Origin of the sequence: Actinomadura barringtoniae, assembly GCF_017573505.1 — a bacterium.
Lineage (GTDB): Bacteria > Actinomycetota > Actinomycetes > Streptosporangiales > Streptosporangiaceae > Spirillospora > Spirillospora barringtoniae.
On sequence record NZ_JAGEOJ010000029.1, the window covers coordinates 1 to 16,889 of the forward strand.

General features: G+C 70.2%; 13 protein-coding genes. 3 read left to right on the forward strand and 10 right to left on the reverse strand.

The window, feature by feature from the left end; translation table 11 throughout:
• Positions 1-221: 221 nt before the first annotated feature.
• The 7 genes from J4573_RS47285 to J4573_RS47315 all read right to left on the reverse strand — a co-directional run bounded on the left by J4573_RS47285 (position 222) and on the right by J4573_RS47315 (position 8,325).
• Positions 222-1,376, reverse strand: a complete 1,155-nt coding sequence (locus J4573_RS47285) for an MFS transporter (RefSeq protein ID WP_208262995.1) — start codon at positions 1,374-1,376, stop codon at positions 222-224.
• 108 nt (positions 1,377-1,484) lie between these two features.
• Positions 1,485-2,066, reverse strand: a complete 582-nt coding sequence (locus J4573_RS47290) for a carboxymuconolactone decarboxylase family protein (protein ID WP_208262996.1) — start codon at positions 2,064-2,066, stop codon at positions 1,485-1,487.
• Positions 2,056-2,400, reverse strand: coding sequence for a carboxymuconolactone decarboxylase family protein (locus tag J4573_RS47295; protein WP_208262997.1), 345 nt, complete (start codon positions 2,398-2,400; stop codon positions 2,056-2,058). Before J4573_RS47295 ends, J4573_RS47290 begins: the two co-directional genes overlap by 11 nt.
• Before the next feature lie 18 nt (positions 2,401-2,418).
• Positions 2,419-3,978, reverse strand: a complete 1,560-nt coding sequence (locus J4573_RS47300) for a hypothetical protein (protein ID WP_208262998.1) — start codon at positions 3,976-3,978, stop codon at positions 2,419-2,421.
• Complete coding sequence (locus J4573_RS47305) at positions 3,975-5,477, reverse strand: glycosyltransferase family 39 protein (protein WP_208262999.1); 1,503 nt, start codon at positions 5,475-5,477, stop codon at positions 3,975-3,977. Before J4573_RS47305 ends, J4573_RS47300 begins: the two co-directional genes overlap by 4 nt.
• On the reverse strand, positions 5,474-7,063 hold the full coding sequence (locus tag J4573_RS47310; RefSeq protein WP_208263000.1) for a CDP-glycerol glycerophosphotransferase family protein: 1,590 nt from the start codon (positions 7,061-7,063) through the stop codon (positions 5,474-5,476). Before J4573_RS47310 ends, J4573_RS47305 begins: the two co-directional genes overlap by 4 nt.
• The gene (locus J4573_RS47315; RefSeq protein WP_208263001.1) at positions 7,063-8,325 is read right to left on the reverse strand and encodes a stealth family protein; all 1,263 of its coding nucleotides are present in this window, start codon (positions 8,323-8,325) and stop codon (positions 7,063-7,065) included. The genes J4573_RS47310 and J4573_RS47315 overlap by 1 nt, the downstream gene beginning before the upstream one ends.
• Positions 8,326-8,361: 36 nt before the next feature.
• On the opposite strand from J4573_RS47315, the gene J4573_RS47320 reads away from it, so the two are divergent.
• From J4573_RS47320 to J4573_RS47330, 3 genes are all read left to right on the forward strand, one after another.
• Entirely contained in the window at positions 8,362-8,721 is a 360-nt protein-coding gene (locus J4573_RS47320) for a hypothetical protein (protein WP_208263002.1), read from the forward strand.
• Between the two features lie 188 nt (positions 8,722-8,909).
• Complete coding sequence (locus tag J4573_RS47325) at positions 8,910-10,055, forward strand: glycosyltransferase (RefSeq protein WP_208263003.1); 1,146 nt, start codon at positions 8,910-8,912, stop codon at positions 10,053-10,055.
• Between the two features lie 75 nt (positions 10,056-10,130).
• Positions 10,131-13,649 (forward strand): bifunctional glycosyltransferase/CDP-glycerol:glycerophosphate glycerophosphotransferase, encoded by a 3,519-nt coding sequence (locus J4573_RS47330; protein ID WP_208263004.1) that lies wholly within the window; start codon positions 10,131-10,133, stop codon positions 13,647-13,649.
• A gap of 24 nt (positions 13,650-13,673) precedes the next feature.
• Here the strand turns inward: J4573_RS47330 and J4573_RS47335 are convergent, their stop codons facing one another.
• The 3 genes from J4573_RS47335 to groL all read right to left on the reverse strand — a co-directional run bounded on the left by J4573_RS47335 (position 13,674) and on the right by groL (position 16,425).
• A complete protein-coding gene (locus J4573_RS47335) occupies positions 13,674-14,021 on the reverse strand; it encodes a hypothetical protein (protein WP_208263005.1) in 348 nt (115 codons plus the stop codon).
• 56 nt (positions 14,022-14,077) lie between these two features.
• Positions 14,078-14,671: a phospholipid scramblase-related protein gene (locus tag J4573_RS47340; protein WP_208263006.1), complete on the reverse strand. Its 594-nt coding sequence runs from the start codon at positions 14,669-14,671 to the stop codon at positions 14,078-14,080.
• Positions 14,672-14,799: 128 nt separating this feature from the next.
• A complete protein-coding gene (gene groL, locus J4573_RS47345; protein WP_208263007.1) occupies positions 14,800-16,425 on the reverse strand; it encodes a chaperonin GroEL in 1,626 nt (541 codons plus the stop codon).
• Between the last annotated feature and the right edge of the window lie 464 nt (positions 16,426-16,889).

The following is a 16,889-nucleotide window of genomic DNA, read 5'->3' on the forward strand; positions in this document are numbered from 1 at the left end:
ATTTCTGACACACCGCGACTACGGGCATGGAGAACCAGGCCCGAAGATCGTTGGTGGTTTCCCCTACCGGGCCGGCCGCCAGATAGGCGTCCGGCTTCCCTGTGGGGCGAAGAGAACAGTATGCCCCCGCGGACCGAACGTCAAACCAGCGCGCGCTGAACGTTCGACGTGTCGCCGTCCATCCGACGGTCACACGACCGCCGAGCCCGTCGAATCCCAGGTCAGGCGGCCGGATCCGGCACGGAATCCTTGGCGGATCTCCGTACGCCCATCAACAACGGCACCGCGAGAAAGGCCAATCCGCCCGTGAGCGGGGCCGCCACCGCGGTGCCACCCACTATGCCTGCCACCACGGCGACGGCCAAGGGCACCACCGGTTGCGCGACTCCCCAGGACGAGCCCTGCATGGCGAACCAGCGAGGACGTTCTGCCTCCGGAGCCAGGTCGGCGACCAGCGCCTGCCAGCGTCCGAGCGCGGCGCTGTTGATCACGGCCCACCCCAGATAGGCCAAGACCGCGACGACGACTCCCCCGCTCAACGCCATGAGGAGAGTGAGAGCTCCCAGCACTACGGCTCCCCCGGAGAGGACGAAGCCGTGGGAACGCGGGTTCAGGACTCGCCGCGTCAGATGCGCTGCCACGGGGCCGATGAGTGCGGCGCTCGTAAGGGTCACCCCGGGAAGCCAGCCTGGTGCCCCACGCTGGAGAAGGATGAACGGCATGAACATCAGAACGGCCAGGTAGCCGAAGGCGAACGCCGTACAGGCCAGGGTCACCCGTACGAGCACCATAGGCGGACGCCATCTCGCACCGCCATCGCCTCGCGCGCCCTGGGAGAACCCTCCCCCTTCAAGGAGCAGAACCGTGAGCACGCCGGCGGCGATGCAGCTCAGGGCGTCCACCGCCACGAGCCATCGGACGCCCAGTGGCAGGAGGACGGCGGCGATCAGGCCGCCGACGGCCCCGGAGGCCACCAAGGACGTGCCGAACAGGCGATACGCGTCCTGGCGGCTGTCCCCCGATGTGACCCTCGCCAGGAGTTCTTGGGTGGCCGGTTCGTAGAGCTCGAACGCCAGCCCGACCAGTGCGCTCGCCGCCACCAGCTGGGTCGCGCCATGAGCCGCCGCCAGCAAAGCCATTGCTGTTCCGGTCGAGAACAGTCCCAGAGCCACAACAGTGCGCGGGGCGAACCGATCGAGGAGCAGGCCGCCGATCCATCGCGAGATCAGCGCGGCGATCCCGAAGCTGATCAAGACCGCCGGTGCGAGCTTCGGCCCGGCGAGCACGGCCAGGAACGCGAGCGCGTACGCGCCCATCTGATTGATCACGCGGATCCACAACAGGGCGCGCGCCTGCCCGGGCAACGTACCGAACATTTCCAGCCCTCCCCGTCGCGGTGTCGCGCGACAGTACCTGAGGGGAATCACTGCTCTGACCTGCCCAAAGCAAGCATGGGCAGAGGGAGCAGCCGGGCCGGGACCGGGCTACTTGTAGCCGCGCTTGAGCAGGTACTTGGCCCCTGCCTCAAAACCCTCGGGGCTGAGGACTTCGAAGCCGAACGCGTCGGCCAGGCGGTCGGTGATGTTGAAGGCGGCGCAGACGGCCAGGGCGTCCCGGACCTGGTCGGGTGTGGCGCCGGCGGCCAGGACTTCCCGCATGTCCTCGGCGCCGACCTCCCCCTCCAGGGTCAGCTTGCCCAGCATCCGCAGCGTCGCGCGGAGAGGCTCTTCGATCGGGGCGGAGTCCAGGTCGGTCAGCACGGCGGCCACGCGTGGCCGGTCGTCGTAGGCCTGGCTTGCGGTCGCGGTGTGCGCGCCGATGCAGAACGCGGACTCGTTGACCTTGGAGACGTACGCGGCCATCAACTCGCGGTCGCCGACCGACCAGGCCGACGGCCCGCGCATCGCCTCGTGGGTGAAGGCCTTGGCCCGGGCGCCGTAGAAGTCGGGCCGGTAGAAGACCAGCTTGGCGGCGTCCGGGACGGACTGCCTGGAGAACAGCTTGATCGTCGAGAACAGCAGCTTGGTGCCGGGGCGGTAGCCGCTGTTGAGGATCTCAAGACGCATCGTCCGGGCTCCCCTCGCCGCCGGTCGCTTCGGCCAGGGCGGCCAAGGCCGTCAGCCCCGACTCGTACAGACGATCGGAGTGGCCGACCGCGGCGCAGATCACCAGCTCGAAGATCTCGTCCTCGGACAGGCCCGACGCCATCACGGTGGCCAGGTCCGCGTCGGTGACTTCGGAGGGCGCGTCGACGACCTTGGCGACGAGCGCGTCCATCGGCGGCGAAAGGCCCTCGTTGCGGAAGGCGCGCGCACGCTCTTCAGCCGATGCCCGGCCCTCGCCGTTCAGTACGCGATCCACCAGCGCTCGGTGCGCTGCTCGTTTTCTGTCCTCTGTCACGGCGACCTCCTCTGCCCCTCATGTATAAGACGATCGGGCTGCCTCTGACCGTGACATGCGCCATTTGGCGGGGCGTTCCACCCAGGTCAGGGCGGCGGCGAGCAGCGAGAGCGGCACGACCGGGAGCAGGTAGCGGTAGTCGAAGTCGGCCACGACCGGCGGGCCGACGAGCAGGGCCAGCGCGGCCAGCCAGGGCAGGGTGACCGTGCCCCGCCGGCGGCGGATCACACCGACCAGGCCGATGAGCAGGGCCACGGCGATGAAGATCCCGGGCCACACCGCCACGCGCTGGTAGGTCCTGATCCAGCTCGCGAACGGCTCGACCCGGTGGGGCGATGCGGAGCCGGGTGCGTAGGCGCCGGCGTTCGCCCGGGCCTCCGCGGGGATCTTCATCTTGCCTGGGAAGTGATAGCTCCGCACTGTTCCGCGCGTGGGGTACGTACCGCGATGCCAGGTGAAGCCGCGCACCACGTCCTCGGCGACGACCCGTACGTAGTCGCCGGGCTGGGCCTTGATGGCGGCCTTGGCGAAGTCCCCGGCCAGCTCGTTCGCGCGGGCGCCGCCGATGCCGCCGCCGATGTGGCGGAACGGTGAGTCCTTGCTCCACAGCACGTAGAAGCCCGGCGCGACGCCCGGCCGGTGCGCGGCATCGTCACGGCAGAGCCGTTGGAGGCGAGCCGGCGGCTTGATGATGCGGCAGTCGGCGAACGCGGCGGTCCGGTTGTAGAGGAAGATCCCGTTCGAGCCGGTGAGCGCGAACTGACCGCGCGCCGAGTGGTACCAGCCCGCGTACGCCGCCAACGCGAGCGCGAGCGCGGCCAGGGTCGAGGCGACGAGCCGGAGCCCTGCGCGGCGTACCAGGAACCAGGCCACCAGGATGGCGGCGACGGCGAGGCCCAGAGTTCGGGTGATGCTCGCGGCACCCAGAATCAGGCCGAGCGGAATCCCCGCCCACCAGGGAAGGGACGCGAAGCAGAGCGGGACGGTGACGGCGGCGACGATCAGGAAGACGAACAGGGTGTCCGACATCAGCAGCTGTTCGAGCGCGAGTTGATGGACGTCCAGCAGGCAGGGCGCGGCGGCGAGGGTGGCCACGAGCCCGGTCGCGAAGCCGGGCGCAGGCCCGGGCGTGCGGCCGGGCGCGGACCCAGGCGTGGGGCCGGGCGTGGGGCCGGGCGTGGGGCCGGGCGCGGACCCGGGCGTGCGCGCGGACTCGGATCCCGTCTTCTCGGCTCGGCGGCGGCTGACCCTCCAGATCGCCGCGTACACCAGTGCGCCGGTCAGCAACCCGAGCGCGTGCTGCACCGCGACGACGACGGTGAAGCTGTGGAACGGCTTGAGCAGCCACAGCAGGAGCGAGTAGCCGGCCGGGCGCAGCGGTGACGGCGCCGGTACGAGGCCACGGGTCAGGTAGCCGTTGGAGTCGCCGAACCAGAAGACCGACGGATAGCCCAGCGTCGCCACCACCCGCAGGGCGATCGCTGCGAGAAGCAGGATGAGGAACGGCAGATGCGCGCGAAGGTGCCGTCTGGAGACTGCCGCGTCGGGGATCCGGGCCCGGCTCGCGATAGCGGTCACGGTTTCTCCCTGACGTGGAGCGCGAGCCGCATGTTCTTGGCGTGCCGGCGTTCCACGACGCGCGTGATGCCGGCCTTGTCGAGGAGCGCGATGCGGGCGCGGGCGCGTTCGCGGACCTTGCGGTCGCCGTTCAGGCGTTCCACGACCCACACGCGGTCGGCGGTGCGCAGGCGCCGCAGCAGCTCGCGGGTTCCGACCTCACGGCCGGTCAGGGTCCCGGTCGCCGCTCCGGTCTTGGCCTGGGCGACGTCGATCATCGGGCCGAAGACCTTCGGGTAGGCCGAGGCGAGCAGCCGGGTGTTGGCGGGAGCCACCAGGTAGCGATCGCCGGGGCGGCCTTCCCGGCTGAGCGCGCGGACGATCGGGGTGACGTCGTGCCACTTGCTGTCGGGGCGCCGCAACTCGGCCTGGGCCGGAACGGTCAGGGCCAGCAGCGCACACCCGACGACGATCATGAGCGGCCGCGGGCCGGACGTCAGGCCCGCCGCGACGAGCAACGCGACCGCCGGGATGCAGAAGAGCAGGTAACGAGGCACGAAGAGCGGCTGGAGCTGGGACAGCGCAAGCAGTGCCACCAGCGGCACGAACGCCCATGGCAGCACGACCATCAGCATCGTCGTCATGCGCCGCACGGCGATTGCGATGGCAATGGCGACCGCGATCAGCAGGACGACCAGGAGCGTTGCGGCCGGTCCCCCGGCGACGCCCAGCACCGAGATCCAGAGGTGCGCGGCGTCGGGCGGGCGGATCCATTCGACGGCCCCGCTTTCGGACCTGGCGACCTTCGCCAGCGGCGCGAGCGCCGGCACCGCCGCGACGACGCACGCCGCCCAGGCCAGCGCCCGGCGCCAGGACAGCCGCCGCGCGGCCAGGCACGCCAGCACGGTGACCACGTGCGCGCTCACCAGCAGGAGCGCGAAGAGGTGCATCGCCCCCAGCAGCACGAGGAGTGCGGTGTAGGAGGCGAACGCGATCGGGCGTCCGCCGCGCAGGGCGAGCGTGAACGCGAGGCAGGCGAGCACCGCGATGGCCGTCACCAGGGCGTACGAACGGGCCTCCAGCGCGTACTGGCTCGCCACCGGTGTCAGCGCGTAGACGACGCCCGCGAGCAGGCCCGCCACGGGCGTCATGAGGACGCGGCCGAGGATGCCGAGCGCTGCGGCGGCGATCGCGGTGGCCAGGACGGACGGCGCTCGTACGACGGCGGCCGAGATGCCGAGATGCTCCACCAGCGGATGCATCAGCAGGTAGTAGAGGCCGTGCACGGCGTCGACGTGGCCGAGCAGGCGCATGATCTGCGGTACGGATCGTCCGGCGACGTCGACGGTGACCAGCTCGTCGCTCCACAGCGACGGGCGGCCGGTCGCCCACGCCCCGCAGATCAGGGCGACGATGAACGGGATGCCCGCCACCGCCGCCGCGCGCGGGCGCCGATTGACGAGGTCGGGCTCGACCCGTTCCGGCGCGGGCGCGTCGCGTAGTGGAAGGCCGGTGCTCACTGTGCTCCGGTGGCGCCGTGAGCTCGGTTGGCGCCGTTGGCTCCGTCGGCGCCGTTGCGGGTGAGGAGATCGGCGACCGTCTCGGCCGCGGCGCCTTCCTCGAAAGAGGCGAAACGCAGCCTGAACGATCGCCGCGCCGCCCGGTACAGCTCCCCGAACGTCTCGTGCGCGAGGATCGCCTCGGCCAGTTCGTCCGGGCGGTTCGTCACCGGGCCCGGTCCGTCACGTTCCGGGTCGAGGTAACCGCCGGTCCGACGCAGGCGTTCGGTGGCGGCGGGCGGCACGTGGAAGATCATCGGCCGGTCCAGCAGCACGAAGTCGAACATCACCGGGGCGTGGTCGGTGATGAGCACATCCGCCAGCAGCAGGAGCGCGGGCAGGTCCTCGATGGCCGAAGCATCGAAGACCGGGTGTCCGAGGGCGCCGATGGCCTCGATGGCTTTGCCGGGTGAGCGGTAGACGAGGGCGTGGTCCGGCCCGAGTTCTTCGGCCAGCACTGCCAGGTCGAGGTCCACCCCCACCGGCTCGGCGGGCGCGTACAGAACGATGGTCTCGACATCGTCGGGGATGTCCAGGGCGTCCCGGACGCGGTTCATGCGGTCGTCGCCGGTCCCGTTGAGCAGGACGTCGTTGCGGGGCTGGCCGATCCGCAGCACCTCGGCGTCCACGCACAGCGCGTCCTTGACGACGCGTTCCTCGTGCTCCGAGCCGACGATGACCGCGTCGAACCGGGCCATGCGCTGGCGCAGCCGCTTCGCCGCCGCCCGCGTGGACATCTTCATCGCGGGCGCGTCCAGGCCGGCGAACTCGACGGGCGCGCCCAGGCCGGTCTGGATGTAGGTGGTTCCGGCGCGCTTGGCGATGTGCGCGGGGATCTCCTGGTCGGCGACCCAGAACTCCGCGCGTGCCAGCGTCCAGTAGTACGCCCAGGACGAGCGCCGCACGCGGGCAGCACGCCCAGGGCATCCGGTCGCATCGCCGCCATGGGCCCAGGCCGCGCGATGCGGACGGCCCAATGCGAGCAACTGCTCGTGGACGGCGCGCAGGCCACTCCCCTCACCGGTGATCGAGCTGTCGAAGACGACGAGCCCCTTCTGGATCGGCAGGCGGCGGAAGACCGTGTCGTACGCGCGGCGCTTGAGCTTCGTGCTCATCAGAACGCGCGGCGCCTTCCGCAGGCGCGCCTTCAGCCCGCCCAGCGCGGACGGCCGATCCGGATGAACGACGCGATGCGGCAGCTCCACGACGCGGGTCGCCGCCGCCCGTACCGCCGCGGCCGTCTCGGCGCAGGTCGGCCAGACGCCGGTCTCGCTGAGGAACGCTCGGCTGTAGAGCCGCGCCGCAGAGTCGTTGCCCAGAACGATCTGTGCGTCGCCGCGTTCGGCCTCGTTCAGCATCGTCATGCAGGCATGCCGGTCGAGACGGCGGCCCGCCTCGACGAACAGCACGTACGCGCCGGACGCCTCGGACGCCTTGCTCGCGTCCATCACGACCTCGACGTTCCGCAGCGTCTGGGCCCGCAGGGAGCCTGCGGTCCGCTTGGCCTTGTCGCCGCCGATCAGGACGGCCGAGACCGCGGTGCTCATCAGGTCGCGCTCCTCACGGTGCCGATCAACTCGGCGCCCGCCTCGCCCGCCTCGCCCGCCTCGTCCGTGTCGCCCGCATCGCTCGTCTCGAACGGGCCCGGTATGGGCAGGTAGGCCTCCATGAACGCCATGGCGACCCGGTACTTGTCGGCTTCGCTCAGATCGCCGGAGGCCATGTCGTTCAGGCAGAAGCAGTCGCGGTCGCGCTTGGCCAGGAGCCGGTCGAGCGTGGCCTGTCCGCTGCTGTGGCTGAGCGGCACGGTGTCCACCGCCACCTCGGCGGGAACTGCGCGCGCCGTGCTGAACGCGTAGTAGTGGTAGAGCGAAGAGACCAGCGCGACGTCGTTCACCGAACGAATCCGGCTGTGGGCCGTGCGCTCGATCTCGTCGGCGAACCGTTCCTCCATTTCGGCGAGAACGCTGCGCCGCAGGGCGTACGGGGCGTGCTTGAGCGCGCTGGCCGTGGATCGCCCGAATTCGCGCTCGATCAGAGCGCGGTTGTTCTTTCCGGCGGCGATCCAGGTCGGGTCTCGGTCGGTGCGTGGCCCGGGCGGGATCGCGGTGGGCGACGGGAAGAACTGCGAGATGCCGTTGGCGTGGAAGAACGCGTCGGGACGGACCGGACGGCCGAGAAAGAAGTCGTCGTTGAAATAGAGGAAATGCTCGGCCAGTCCGTCGATGTGGTGCAGCTGCGTCTCGATCGCGTGCGAGTTGAACGTGGGCAGGGCGGTCGCGGCCTGGTCAGTGAAGATGTCGCGGTGGTCCACGACGGTCACACCCGGCGCGTCTCGCAGCCATTCCGGCCGCTGCCCGTCGGTGACGATCCAGACGTGCCGGATCCAGGGCGCGAACATGGCCAGCGAGCGGAGCGAGTAGCGCAGCTCGTCGCGGCTGGCGTACCTGCTGTCCCCACCGTCGGCCCGCGACGGCGTCAGCCCGAGCGCGGTCAGGGTCTGGTCGCGGCGCGCGCGCCAGGCGGGGTCGCCGCCGTCGACCCATGTGTAGACGGCGTCGATCGGGAACGCGAGGTCGTCCACGAGGGGCTTGGTGAAGGCGGCGAGCGACGGATGCGCGCGGTCGCCGATCACGAGCTCCGCCGGTTCGAGTGCGTTCGCGGGAACGGTGTCGCCGATCAGGGTGGGCCGCGGCGCGACCAGGCTCCCTGAGGGGCTCTCGTCCCAGAACTCCAGGTCACAGGCGCAGTCGGCGCTCAGCTTCAGGGTCTTCGAGCCGCTCACCAGCGGGCGGTAGATCCGCAGCACGTCCGCCGCGAGGCTGAGGGCTGCGGAGCGCAGAGGTTGCGCGACTCCCTTGATCCCCGGGCGGACCGGTACGACCCGAAAGTCCTCACATATCGGAGATTCGGCAAAGGCGGCCAGAGTTTCGGTCTTATCCGTCTTTCGGACCGCGATCCGATGCCGGACACCGCGGTCGCGAATTACCCAGAACGGAATTCCACGGCTTTGCAGCACTTCCGCGACGAATTCCAAATTCTCCCGTGCCGCATCATGCGGGCCGAGATCGTTCCGTACGCGCGCGGGCGGCAGCACCGGACGGGCCTTGCCCGCCGTGCGCCCGCCCACTTTGGCCAGCCAACGCCGCACGCCCGCCTCCACCAGTCCGCCCCGCACCTCGATCCCGACAGATCTCTTTCATGAGCGTGCGAAGGATGATCGAAACCCGCGATGGCCACACTTTTACGTGCGGCGCGCAGGCCTCACTAGTCAATGGCCCGCAAATTAATCGTCCCCTTTTCTCGTGCATGTTGATCAGCTCCCGGTTACGGGCAACAACGACTACATCCGAGCGGGGACGGACGTGCGCGACAGGTGCGACGGAGGACGAGATGGTCGGGAATCGCGACATCTTTCTGATTTGCAACAACTTCGAGGTTCTCGGCGGGGTCCAGACCTGGGTGCACTTCATGGCCCGGCAGCTGACGGATCGCGGGCACCGCGTCCACGTGATCGGCATCATGCGTCCCCAGAACCGCCACGACCACGGATCGGACTTCCCGTACCGCACCACGGCCCTGCACCCCGCGTTCCCTCGAGGTGAATGGCACCTGCGCGGTCGCGCGCGGGTCAGCGGCAAGGCCCGTCGGCTGCGCGCGGAGAAGTTCGAGGGCGTCGAGCGCCTGCGGGACCTGCTGCGCGACGCGCGGCCGGGAGCCATCGCGGTCGTCGCCGAGGTGTGGGGCATGGAGTGGGTGCGCCGGGCCGCGCCGCCCGGGATGCGGGTCGTCGGCATGGTCCACGAGTCCTACGCCGCGTGCCGCCAGGCCGGGCGCCACGGGCGTGTGCTGGAGCATTTCGTTCACGCCGACCGGCTGCTGGCGCTGACCAGGGCCGACGCCGAGGCGTTCGCCCGGGATGGGCTGGCGAACGCCGACCACATCCCCAACGCCCTGCATGTCGCGCCCGAGCGTCACGCCGACCTGGACGCCCCGGTGGTCGTACGGCTGGGACGCCTCGACTATGACAAGGGCCAGGACATGCTGCTGGAGGCCTGGTCCGGCGTCGCCCCGCACCATCCCGACTGGACGCTGCGGATCTACGGCTCCGCCAAAGGCGACGGCGCGGAGTTCCGCCGCCTGGAGAAGCAGACCGCGGCGCTCGGCCTGTCGGCCAGCGTGGAGTGGCCCGGCCCGACCTCCGACATCACGCCCGCGCTGCTCGGCGGATCGATCTTCGCGCTGACCTCGCGGGAAGAGGGCTTCCCGATGGCGATCCTGGAGGCCATGGCGCACGGCGTGCCCTGCGTCGCGTTCGACTGCGCGCCCGGCATCGGCGAGCTCATCACCCACGGCGAGGACGGCGTGATCGTGCCCGCCGGGAACACCACCGAGTTCGCCCGCGAGCTGCGCCGGCTGATCGACGACCCCGCGCTGCGCAAACGGCTCGGCGGCGCCGCCCGCGAGTCCGTCCGGCGGTACGCGCCCGAGGCGATCCTGTCCCGCTGGGACGAGACGTTCGCCCTCCTGGACCGCTGACCCCGATCCGATTCCCATCCCGATCCGAGAAGACCGAACACCTAGCGTTTCCGACCGCCCGAACGAGGACGTCAGATGTCACCGAAGCTCAGTGCCGTCGTTCCCTTCTACAACGTCGAGGACTACATCGACGCCTGCCTGCGGTCGCTGGCCCGGCAGAGCCACGCCGACCTCGAAGTGATCATGGTGGACGACGGCTCGCAGGACGGCAGCGCGGCGATCGCCGAACGGTACTCGCGCGAGGACCGGCGGTTCCGGCTCGTACGGCAGCAGAACCAGGGCCTCGGGCCGGCCCGCAACACCGGCGCGCGGCACGCGAGCGGCGAGTTCCTGGCCTTCGCCGACAGCGACGACGTCGTCCCGCCCTACGCGTACGAGCGGATGGTGCGGTCGCTGGAGTCGAGCGGATCGGACCTGGTCACGGGCGCGGTGCAGATCCTTTCGGGCTCTGACCGGCTCAGCAGGGCGACGTTCTACGGGGAGGCGTTCCGCGCCACCCGCATCGGGACGCACGTCAGCCGCGACGCCGAACTGCTGCACGACCGCACCGCCTGGAACAGGGTCTTCCGGCGGTCGTTCTACGACGAGCACGCCTTGGAGTTCCCGCCCGGCGCCTACGAGGACGCGCCGGTCACGATCCCCGCGCACGTGCTGGCGGAGAAGGTCGACGTGCTGAGCGACGTCGTCTACCACTACCGGCGGCGCGAGGGCGGCGAGCGGTCCATCACCCAGCGTCGCACCGAGATCGGCAACGCGCGCGACCGCGTCGCCTCGATCCGGTCGGTCTCGCGGTTCCTCGCCGAGTCGGCGCCCGGCCTGAAGGGCGCGTACGACCTGACCTGCCTCGACAACGACCTGATGCTCTTCATCAACGTTCTGGAGGAGGGCGACGAGGCCTACCGGTACGCGCTGTGCGAGCTGGTCGACGACTATCTCGGCGAACTCGACCCCGCGCTGCTCGATCGGCTGACCTCGCTGCGGCGGCTGAAGTACCACCTGGCGCGGGAACGGCGGGTGGGCGACCTGCTGACCGTTCTGGAGTACGAGCGGACCGGGCTGCCCGCGGGCGAGTACGAGGCGCGGGGTGTGCTGCGTCGCCGCTGGTACGCGGGCCATCCGTTCCGCGGCGATACAGCCGTTGAGGCCGGCACTGCCCCGGTTCCCGACGCGGTCTACGACGCCACTGCCGAGATGCGCGTGATCGCGCAGGTGGACGAGATCAGCTGGGAGTCGGGCAGCGCGCGGGTGGACGGGCACGCCTACGTTCCGGGCGTTCCGATGACTCTGGACGACGGCATCGACGTGTGGCTGCAGCACACCAGGACCCGGCGGCGCGTGCGGCTCGACGTCGAGCGGTCGCTCCGGCCCGAGGTGACCGCCAACTCGCGGCAGCCCGCCGTGTCCTACGACGGGTCCGGGTTCTCGGTGACGATCGATCCGAAGCGCCTGAGGTCGGTCCCGTCCTGGAAGAACGCCGACTGGACGATGCACGTCGCCGTCCATCTCGGCCCGCGTCGGCCATGGTCGCGGCCGCTGCGCGGTGTCGTCGCGCGCTGCGGCGCGGGCGCGGCCTGGTCCACGTACCGCGATGTCCCAGGTCAGGCGCGCGTGCAGCTCGTGCCGGCCGACGACGCGGTCACGGTACGCGTGCGGCGGACGCAGGCGACGATCACCGACCACCGCTGGTCGGAGGGCGCCCTGGAGATCGAGGGATGGCTGGGCGAGGGCGTCGTTCCCGAGGATCAGACCGTGACCGTGCGGTGCCGTGAACGCGGGGCGACCGAGAAGCTCCCGCTGGAGCTGCTCCCGGCCGACGGGGACTCGACGCCGTTCCGGCTGCGGGTTCCGCTGCCCGCCGACCGGGCCGTGCCGACCGAGCCGATCAACTGGGAGCTGTCGGTCAAGTCCCAGGGCAAGGCGGTGCGGCTCACCGCTCCGCCGGACTTCACCGAGTCGGTTCACACCTCTGTGAACAACGCGTTCCGGCTCACGCGGACGCGCTACGGCAACGCCGTGCTGACGCAGGGACCGCCGGTCCTGGTCTTCGAAGCGCTCACGATGCCCGAGGACGGGCGGATGGTCGTGACCGGGCGGCTCGCTGGAGAGCCGGCCGAACGCCCGTCGCAGCTCGTGCTCCGGCGCCGCCGTACCGACGTCGAGCACGCGTTCCCGCTGACCTGGGACTGCGGCCGGTTCACCGCCGTCGTCGACCTGGCCTCGATCACCACCCTGGCCGGGGCGCTGCCGCTGGCCACCGGGACCTGGGAGCTGCGCGCGTCGATCGAGGACGTCGCCGTCGTCGCCACCAAGGGGCTGCTGGCGAGCCTGCCGCCCGCCCTGGAGGTCGCCGGGCATCGCTTCCGGCTCTGGCCCGCGGCGTCCGACGGGCTCACGGTCGAGTCGCGCATCGCCCGCGCCGACGGTGAACGAGGGCCTCACGCGCTGCGGATGCTGCGCGAACGCGACTACCCCGCGTTCCTCCGCAGCCCGATCCGCGACCTGGTGATGTTCGAGAGCTACTTCGGCTGGCAGTACTCGTGCAACCCGAAGGCGATCTACGAGGAGTTCGTCCGGCGCGACACCGGCCACGAGCTGGTGTGGGTCATGGGCGACCAGCACTTCGTGGCGCCCGAGGGGGCCCGCGTGGTGCAGCGGTTCAGCCGCGAGTACTACGAGCTCACGGCGGCGGCGCGGATCGTGGTCAACAACGTCGCCCAGCCGACCTGCTACCGGTCGCGTGACGGCCAGAGTTATGTGCAGACCTGGCACGGAACGCCGATCAAGAGCGTCGGCTTCGACATGGACTGGTCGCAGATGGAACGCCGCGACCAGCGCCGCCGGGACCTGGTGAACGACGTGGCGCGCTGGGACCTGCTGCTGACACAGAACGCGTTCAGCACCGAGGTCATGCGGCGGGCGTTCCACTACGAGGGTGAGGTCCTGGAGGCCGGCTACCCGCGCAACGACCTCGCGTACGGGCCGCGGAGCGCCGAGATCCGTGCGGCCGTCCGCGCTCGGCTCGGCGTTCCCGAGGGCAAGAAGGCCGTTCTGTACGCGCCGACCTGGCGTGACCATCTGCAGACGAGCAAGCACGGCCTGGCCCGCCAGGACCTGCTGTTCGACTTCGCGCGGGCGGCCGAGGCGCTGGGCGACGACACCGTTCTGCTGCTGCGACGCCATCACCTGATGAACGCGGGGCTGCCCGAGAGTTGCGCCTCGTTCGTCATCGACGTGACCCGCTACCCGGACGTCACCGAGCTCTATCTGGCCGCGGACGCGATGGTCACCGACTACTCCTCGGCGATGGTGGACTTCGCCGGGCTGGGCAAGCCGCTGCTGCTGTTCACGCCGGACCTGGACGCCTATCGCGACGACATCCGGGGATTGGCGTTCGATCTGTCCGCGCACCAGCCGGGACCGATGCTGAAGACGAGCGAAGAGCTCATCGCCACGCTGGGCGAGCTCGACGCGGTGGCGGCCGCGAGCCGCGACCAGCTGACCGCCTTCGCCGCCGAGTTCTGCCCGCTGGACGACGGCCGGGCCTCGGCCCGAGTCGTGGATCGGTTGTTGTCGCTAGAGAGGTGGGCCAGATAGAGGTGGGCCAGGGCTTGGCGCCGGTTAGGGCTTGGCGATGTAGCCGCCTATGAAGAGGACGCCCTCGGCCAGCACCCAAAGGAAAGCGCCGACGGTGAGGAGGGCGTCCAGGCGCGCCGGGTTGTGCCGTACGCGGGGAAGGGCCCACGCCGCCACGCCTATGACGGCGGCCAGGACGGCGAAGGGGACCGAAAGGCGGACGGTGAAGCCGAAATCGTCGCCGCAACCCGGGTCATGCTGATCGGCGTCGCCGCAGAAGGCCGCGTCGCCCCAGCCGCCCAGGGCCGAGAAACCCCAGAGCACGGCCAGGACGGCGTTGGCGATCGTGGGAATGGCCGGTGAGATCCACCAGCCGTTCGAACGCCCTGGCATGGCCTGCACGATCGGAACGTACCTCGCCTGGAAGGGGGCGGAAAGCCCCCTGTGCGTCAGGTGATGTCCTTCGATTCGTGCAGGTTCATGTCCATGGCGATCGCCGTCATCGCGGCCATCGTGCGCAGCGGCTCGGGCACCGGGTCGGTGATTTCGACGGCGTAGCGGTCGGCCGTCGTCAGCAGGTGGGTCGCCAGGCCGTTCCACTTCTTGCGTACGTGCGCGACGCGGCCGCCGTCGAGGTCGACGACGGTGAAGTTCTGGCGCGGCAGGTCGACCTCGACCTCGCCGATCTTCTCGTCCGCGCCGTCGTGCAGGAGGTAGCGGCGGCCGATCCGTTCGGTGCGGAAGGTGCCGACCATCTCACCGTCCGGGCGGCGAACGGAGGTGAGCATGCGGCCCCCGGCCTTGTCCACGATGAGCAGCGGCACGGTGCCTTCGGGGTCGGTGAGCAGCACGGCCCGCGGGTCCAGGTCGGACTTGCCGGGGAACATGTGGCGCAGCGTCTCGCCGCGGCCGTGGTCGCCGGTCTCGGCGGCGACCGCCAGCACGGTCCCCTCACCGTCCATGACCTTGTACCTCGACTTGGCGAAGGGGCCGCGGCGGGGCTGTTCGACCTTCAGTACGGGGGTTTTGAAGAGATCGCTCACCCGGGCGATCCTGCCAAGGCCCGGCGGCACGCGGAAGGGGGCGGTCGAAATCCTCACCCCCGGTACGACAAAAGGGGCGGTCCCGGCAGGGACCGCCCCTTTGCGCGTACGGGTCGTACGGTACGGACTTAGAAGTCCATGCCGCCGGCGCCGTCCGGCATGGCCGGGGCCGGGTTCTTCTCCGGCTTCTCGGCGATGACGGCCTCGGTGGTGAGGAACAGGGCCGCGATCGACGACGCGTTCTGCAGCGCCGAACGGGTGACCTTCGCCGGGTCGAGGATGCCCGTCTCGAACATGTTGACGTACTCGCCGGTCGCGGCGTTCAGGCCTTCACCCGGGGTCAGGTTGCGGACCTTCTCCACCACGACGCCGCCCTCAAGGCCGGCGTTGACGGCGATCTGCTTGAGGGGCTCCTCAAGCGCGCGCTTGACGATGGCCGCACCGGTGGCCTCGTCGCCCGCGAGCTCCAGCTTGTCGAACGCCGGGGCGCCCGCCTGCAGCAGCGCCACGCCACCGCCGGGGACGATGCCCTCCTCGACGGCCGCCTTCGCGTTGCGAACGGCGTCCTCGATGCGGTGCTTGCGCTCCTTCAGCTCGACCTCGGTCGCCGCGCCGGCCTTGATGACGGCGACGCCGCCGGCCAGCTTGGCGAGACGCTCCTGGAGCTTCTCGCGGTCGTAGTCGGAGTCGGTGTTGTCGATCTCGGTGCGGATCTGGTTGACCCGGCCCGCGATCTCGTTGGCGTCACCGGCGCCGTCCACGATCGTGGTCTCGTCCTTGGAGACGACGATCTTCCGGGCGCGGCCCAGCATGTCGAGCGTGGTGCCCTCGAGCTTGAGGCCGACGTCCTCGCTGATGACCTGGCCGCCGGTCAGCGTGGCGATGTCGCCCAGCATGGCCTTGCGGCGGTCACCGAAGCCCGGGGCCTTGACGGCCACGGACTTGAAGATGCCACGGATCTTGTTGACGACCAGGGTGGCCAGGGCCTCGCCCTCGACGTCCTCCGCGATGATCAGCAGCGGCTTGCCGGACTGCATGACGCCCTCGAGGACGGGCAGCAGGTCCTTGTTGGCCGACGCCTTGCCCTGAACGATCAGGATGTAGGGGTCCTCCAGGACCGCTTCCATCCGCTCGGGGTCGGTCACGAAGTAGGGCGAGATGTAGCCCTTGTCGAAGCGCATGCCCTCGGTGAGCTCAAGCTCGAGCCCGAAGGTGTTGCTCTCCTCGACGGTGATGACGCCTTCCTTGCCGACCTTGTCCATCGCCTCGGCGATCATCTCGCCGATCTGCGCGTCGCCGGCCGAAATGGAGGCCGTGGAAGCGATCTGCTCCTTGGTCTCCACGTCCTTGGCGAGCTTGGACAGCTCCTCGCTGACGCGCTCGACGGCCTGCTCGATGCCCCGCTTGAGGGACATCGGGTTGGCGCCGGCGGCGACGTTGCGCAGGCCCTCACGGACCAGCGCCTGCGCCAGAACGGTCGCCGTCGTCGTACCGTCACCGGCGACGTCGTCGGTCTTCTTGGCGACTTCCTTGACCAGCTCGGCGCCGATCTTCTCCCACGGGTCCTCGAGCTCGATCTCCTTGGCGATCGATACACCGTCGTTGGTGATCGTGGGGGCGCCCCACTTCTTCTCCAGAACGACGTTGCGGCCCTTGGGACCAAGGGTGACCTTGACGGCGTCGGCAAGCTGGTTCATGCCGCGCTCGAGACCCCGACGGGCCTCTTCGTCGAACGCGATCATCTTTGCAGCCATAGGCTCCAGTCCTCCCGGAACAGGGTGGCTATGACGGATCGAGCCGACGCCCGCGACGGACGGCCCCTGCCCCGAGCGGCTGCCATTCCGCCGCCGAAGCTGAGGCCTCATCGCCCCGACCCAGACTGTGGGATTGTCACTCTCCACAGGTGAGTGCCAACCGTTTTTTAGCACTCTACCCTGTCGAGTGCAAGCGACGTACATCCTGATCTGGGTTGATCTCGCCATCCACCCCGAACGCGCCCCCACCAGCACCGAAGCCCCTGAAAGAAGCCACATCCGCGTGTCCCCGCACTCCCCCGCAGGCCGCTGCCCGTCGAAGTTCACGCAACGTTCGCGGAACACGCCCCAAGGGGCACCCCCAGCGGGACTACGGCAAGATCACTGCGCTGCTCAGGCGTTATCGGGGGCAGCGGCGGTAGGGCGGGTGGCCGGATGCGGCGGACGAGCGACAGGTCGGATGC

Excerpts from the sequence above, each read along its gene's own strand:
- J4573_RS47285 (WP_208262995.1), bottom strand. The coding sequence starts at position 1,376 with ATGTTCGGTACGTTGCCCGGGCAGGCGCGCGCCCTGTTGTGGATCCGC.
- J4573_RS47290 (WP_208262996.1), bottom strand. The coding sequence starts at position 2,066 with ATGCGTCTTGAGATCCTCAACAGCGGCTACCGCCCCGGCACCAAGCTG.
- J4573_RS47310 (WP_208263000.1), bottom strand. The coding sequence starts at position 7,063 with ATGAGCACCGCGGTCTCGGCCGTCCTGATCGGCGGCGACAAGGCCAAG.
- J4573_RS47325 (WP_208263003.1), top strand. The coding sequence starts at position 8,910 with ATGGTCGGGAATCGCGACATCTTTCTGATTTGCAACAACTTCGAGGTT.
- J4573_RS47330 (WP_208263004.1), top strand. The coding sequence starts at position 10,131 with ATGTCACCGAAGCTCAGTGCCGTCGTTCCCTTCTACAACGTCGAGGAC.
- J4573_RS47335 (WP_208263005.1), bottom strand. The coding sequence starts at position 14,021 with ATGCCAGGGCGTTCGAACGGCTGGTGGATCTCACCGGCCATTCCCACG.
- groL (WP_208263007.1), bottom strand. The coding sequence starts at position 16,425 with ATGGCTGCAAAGATGATCGCGTTCGACGAAGAGGCCCGTCGGGGTCTC.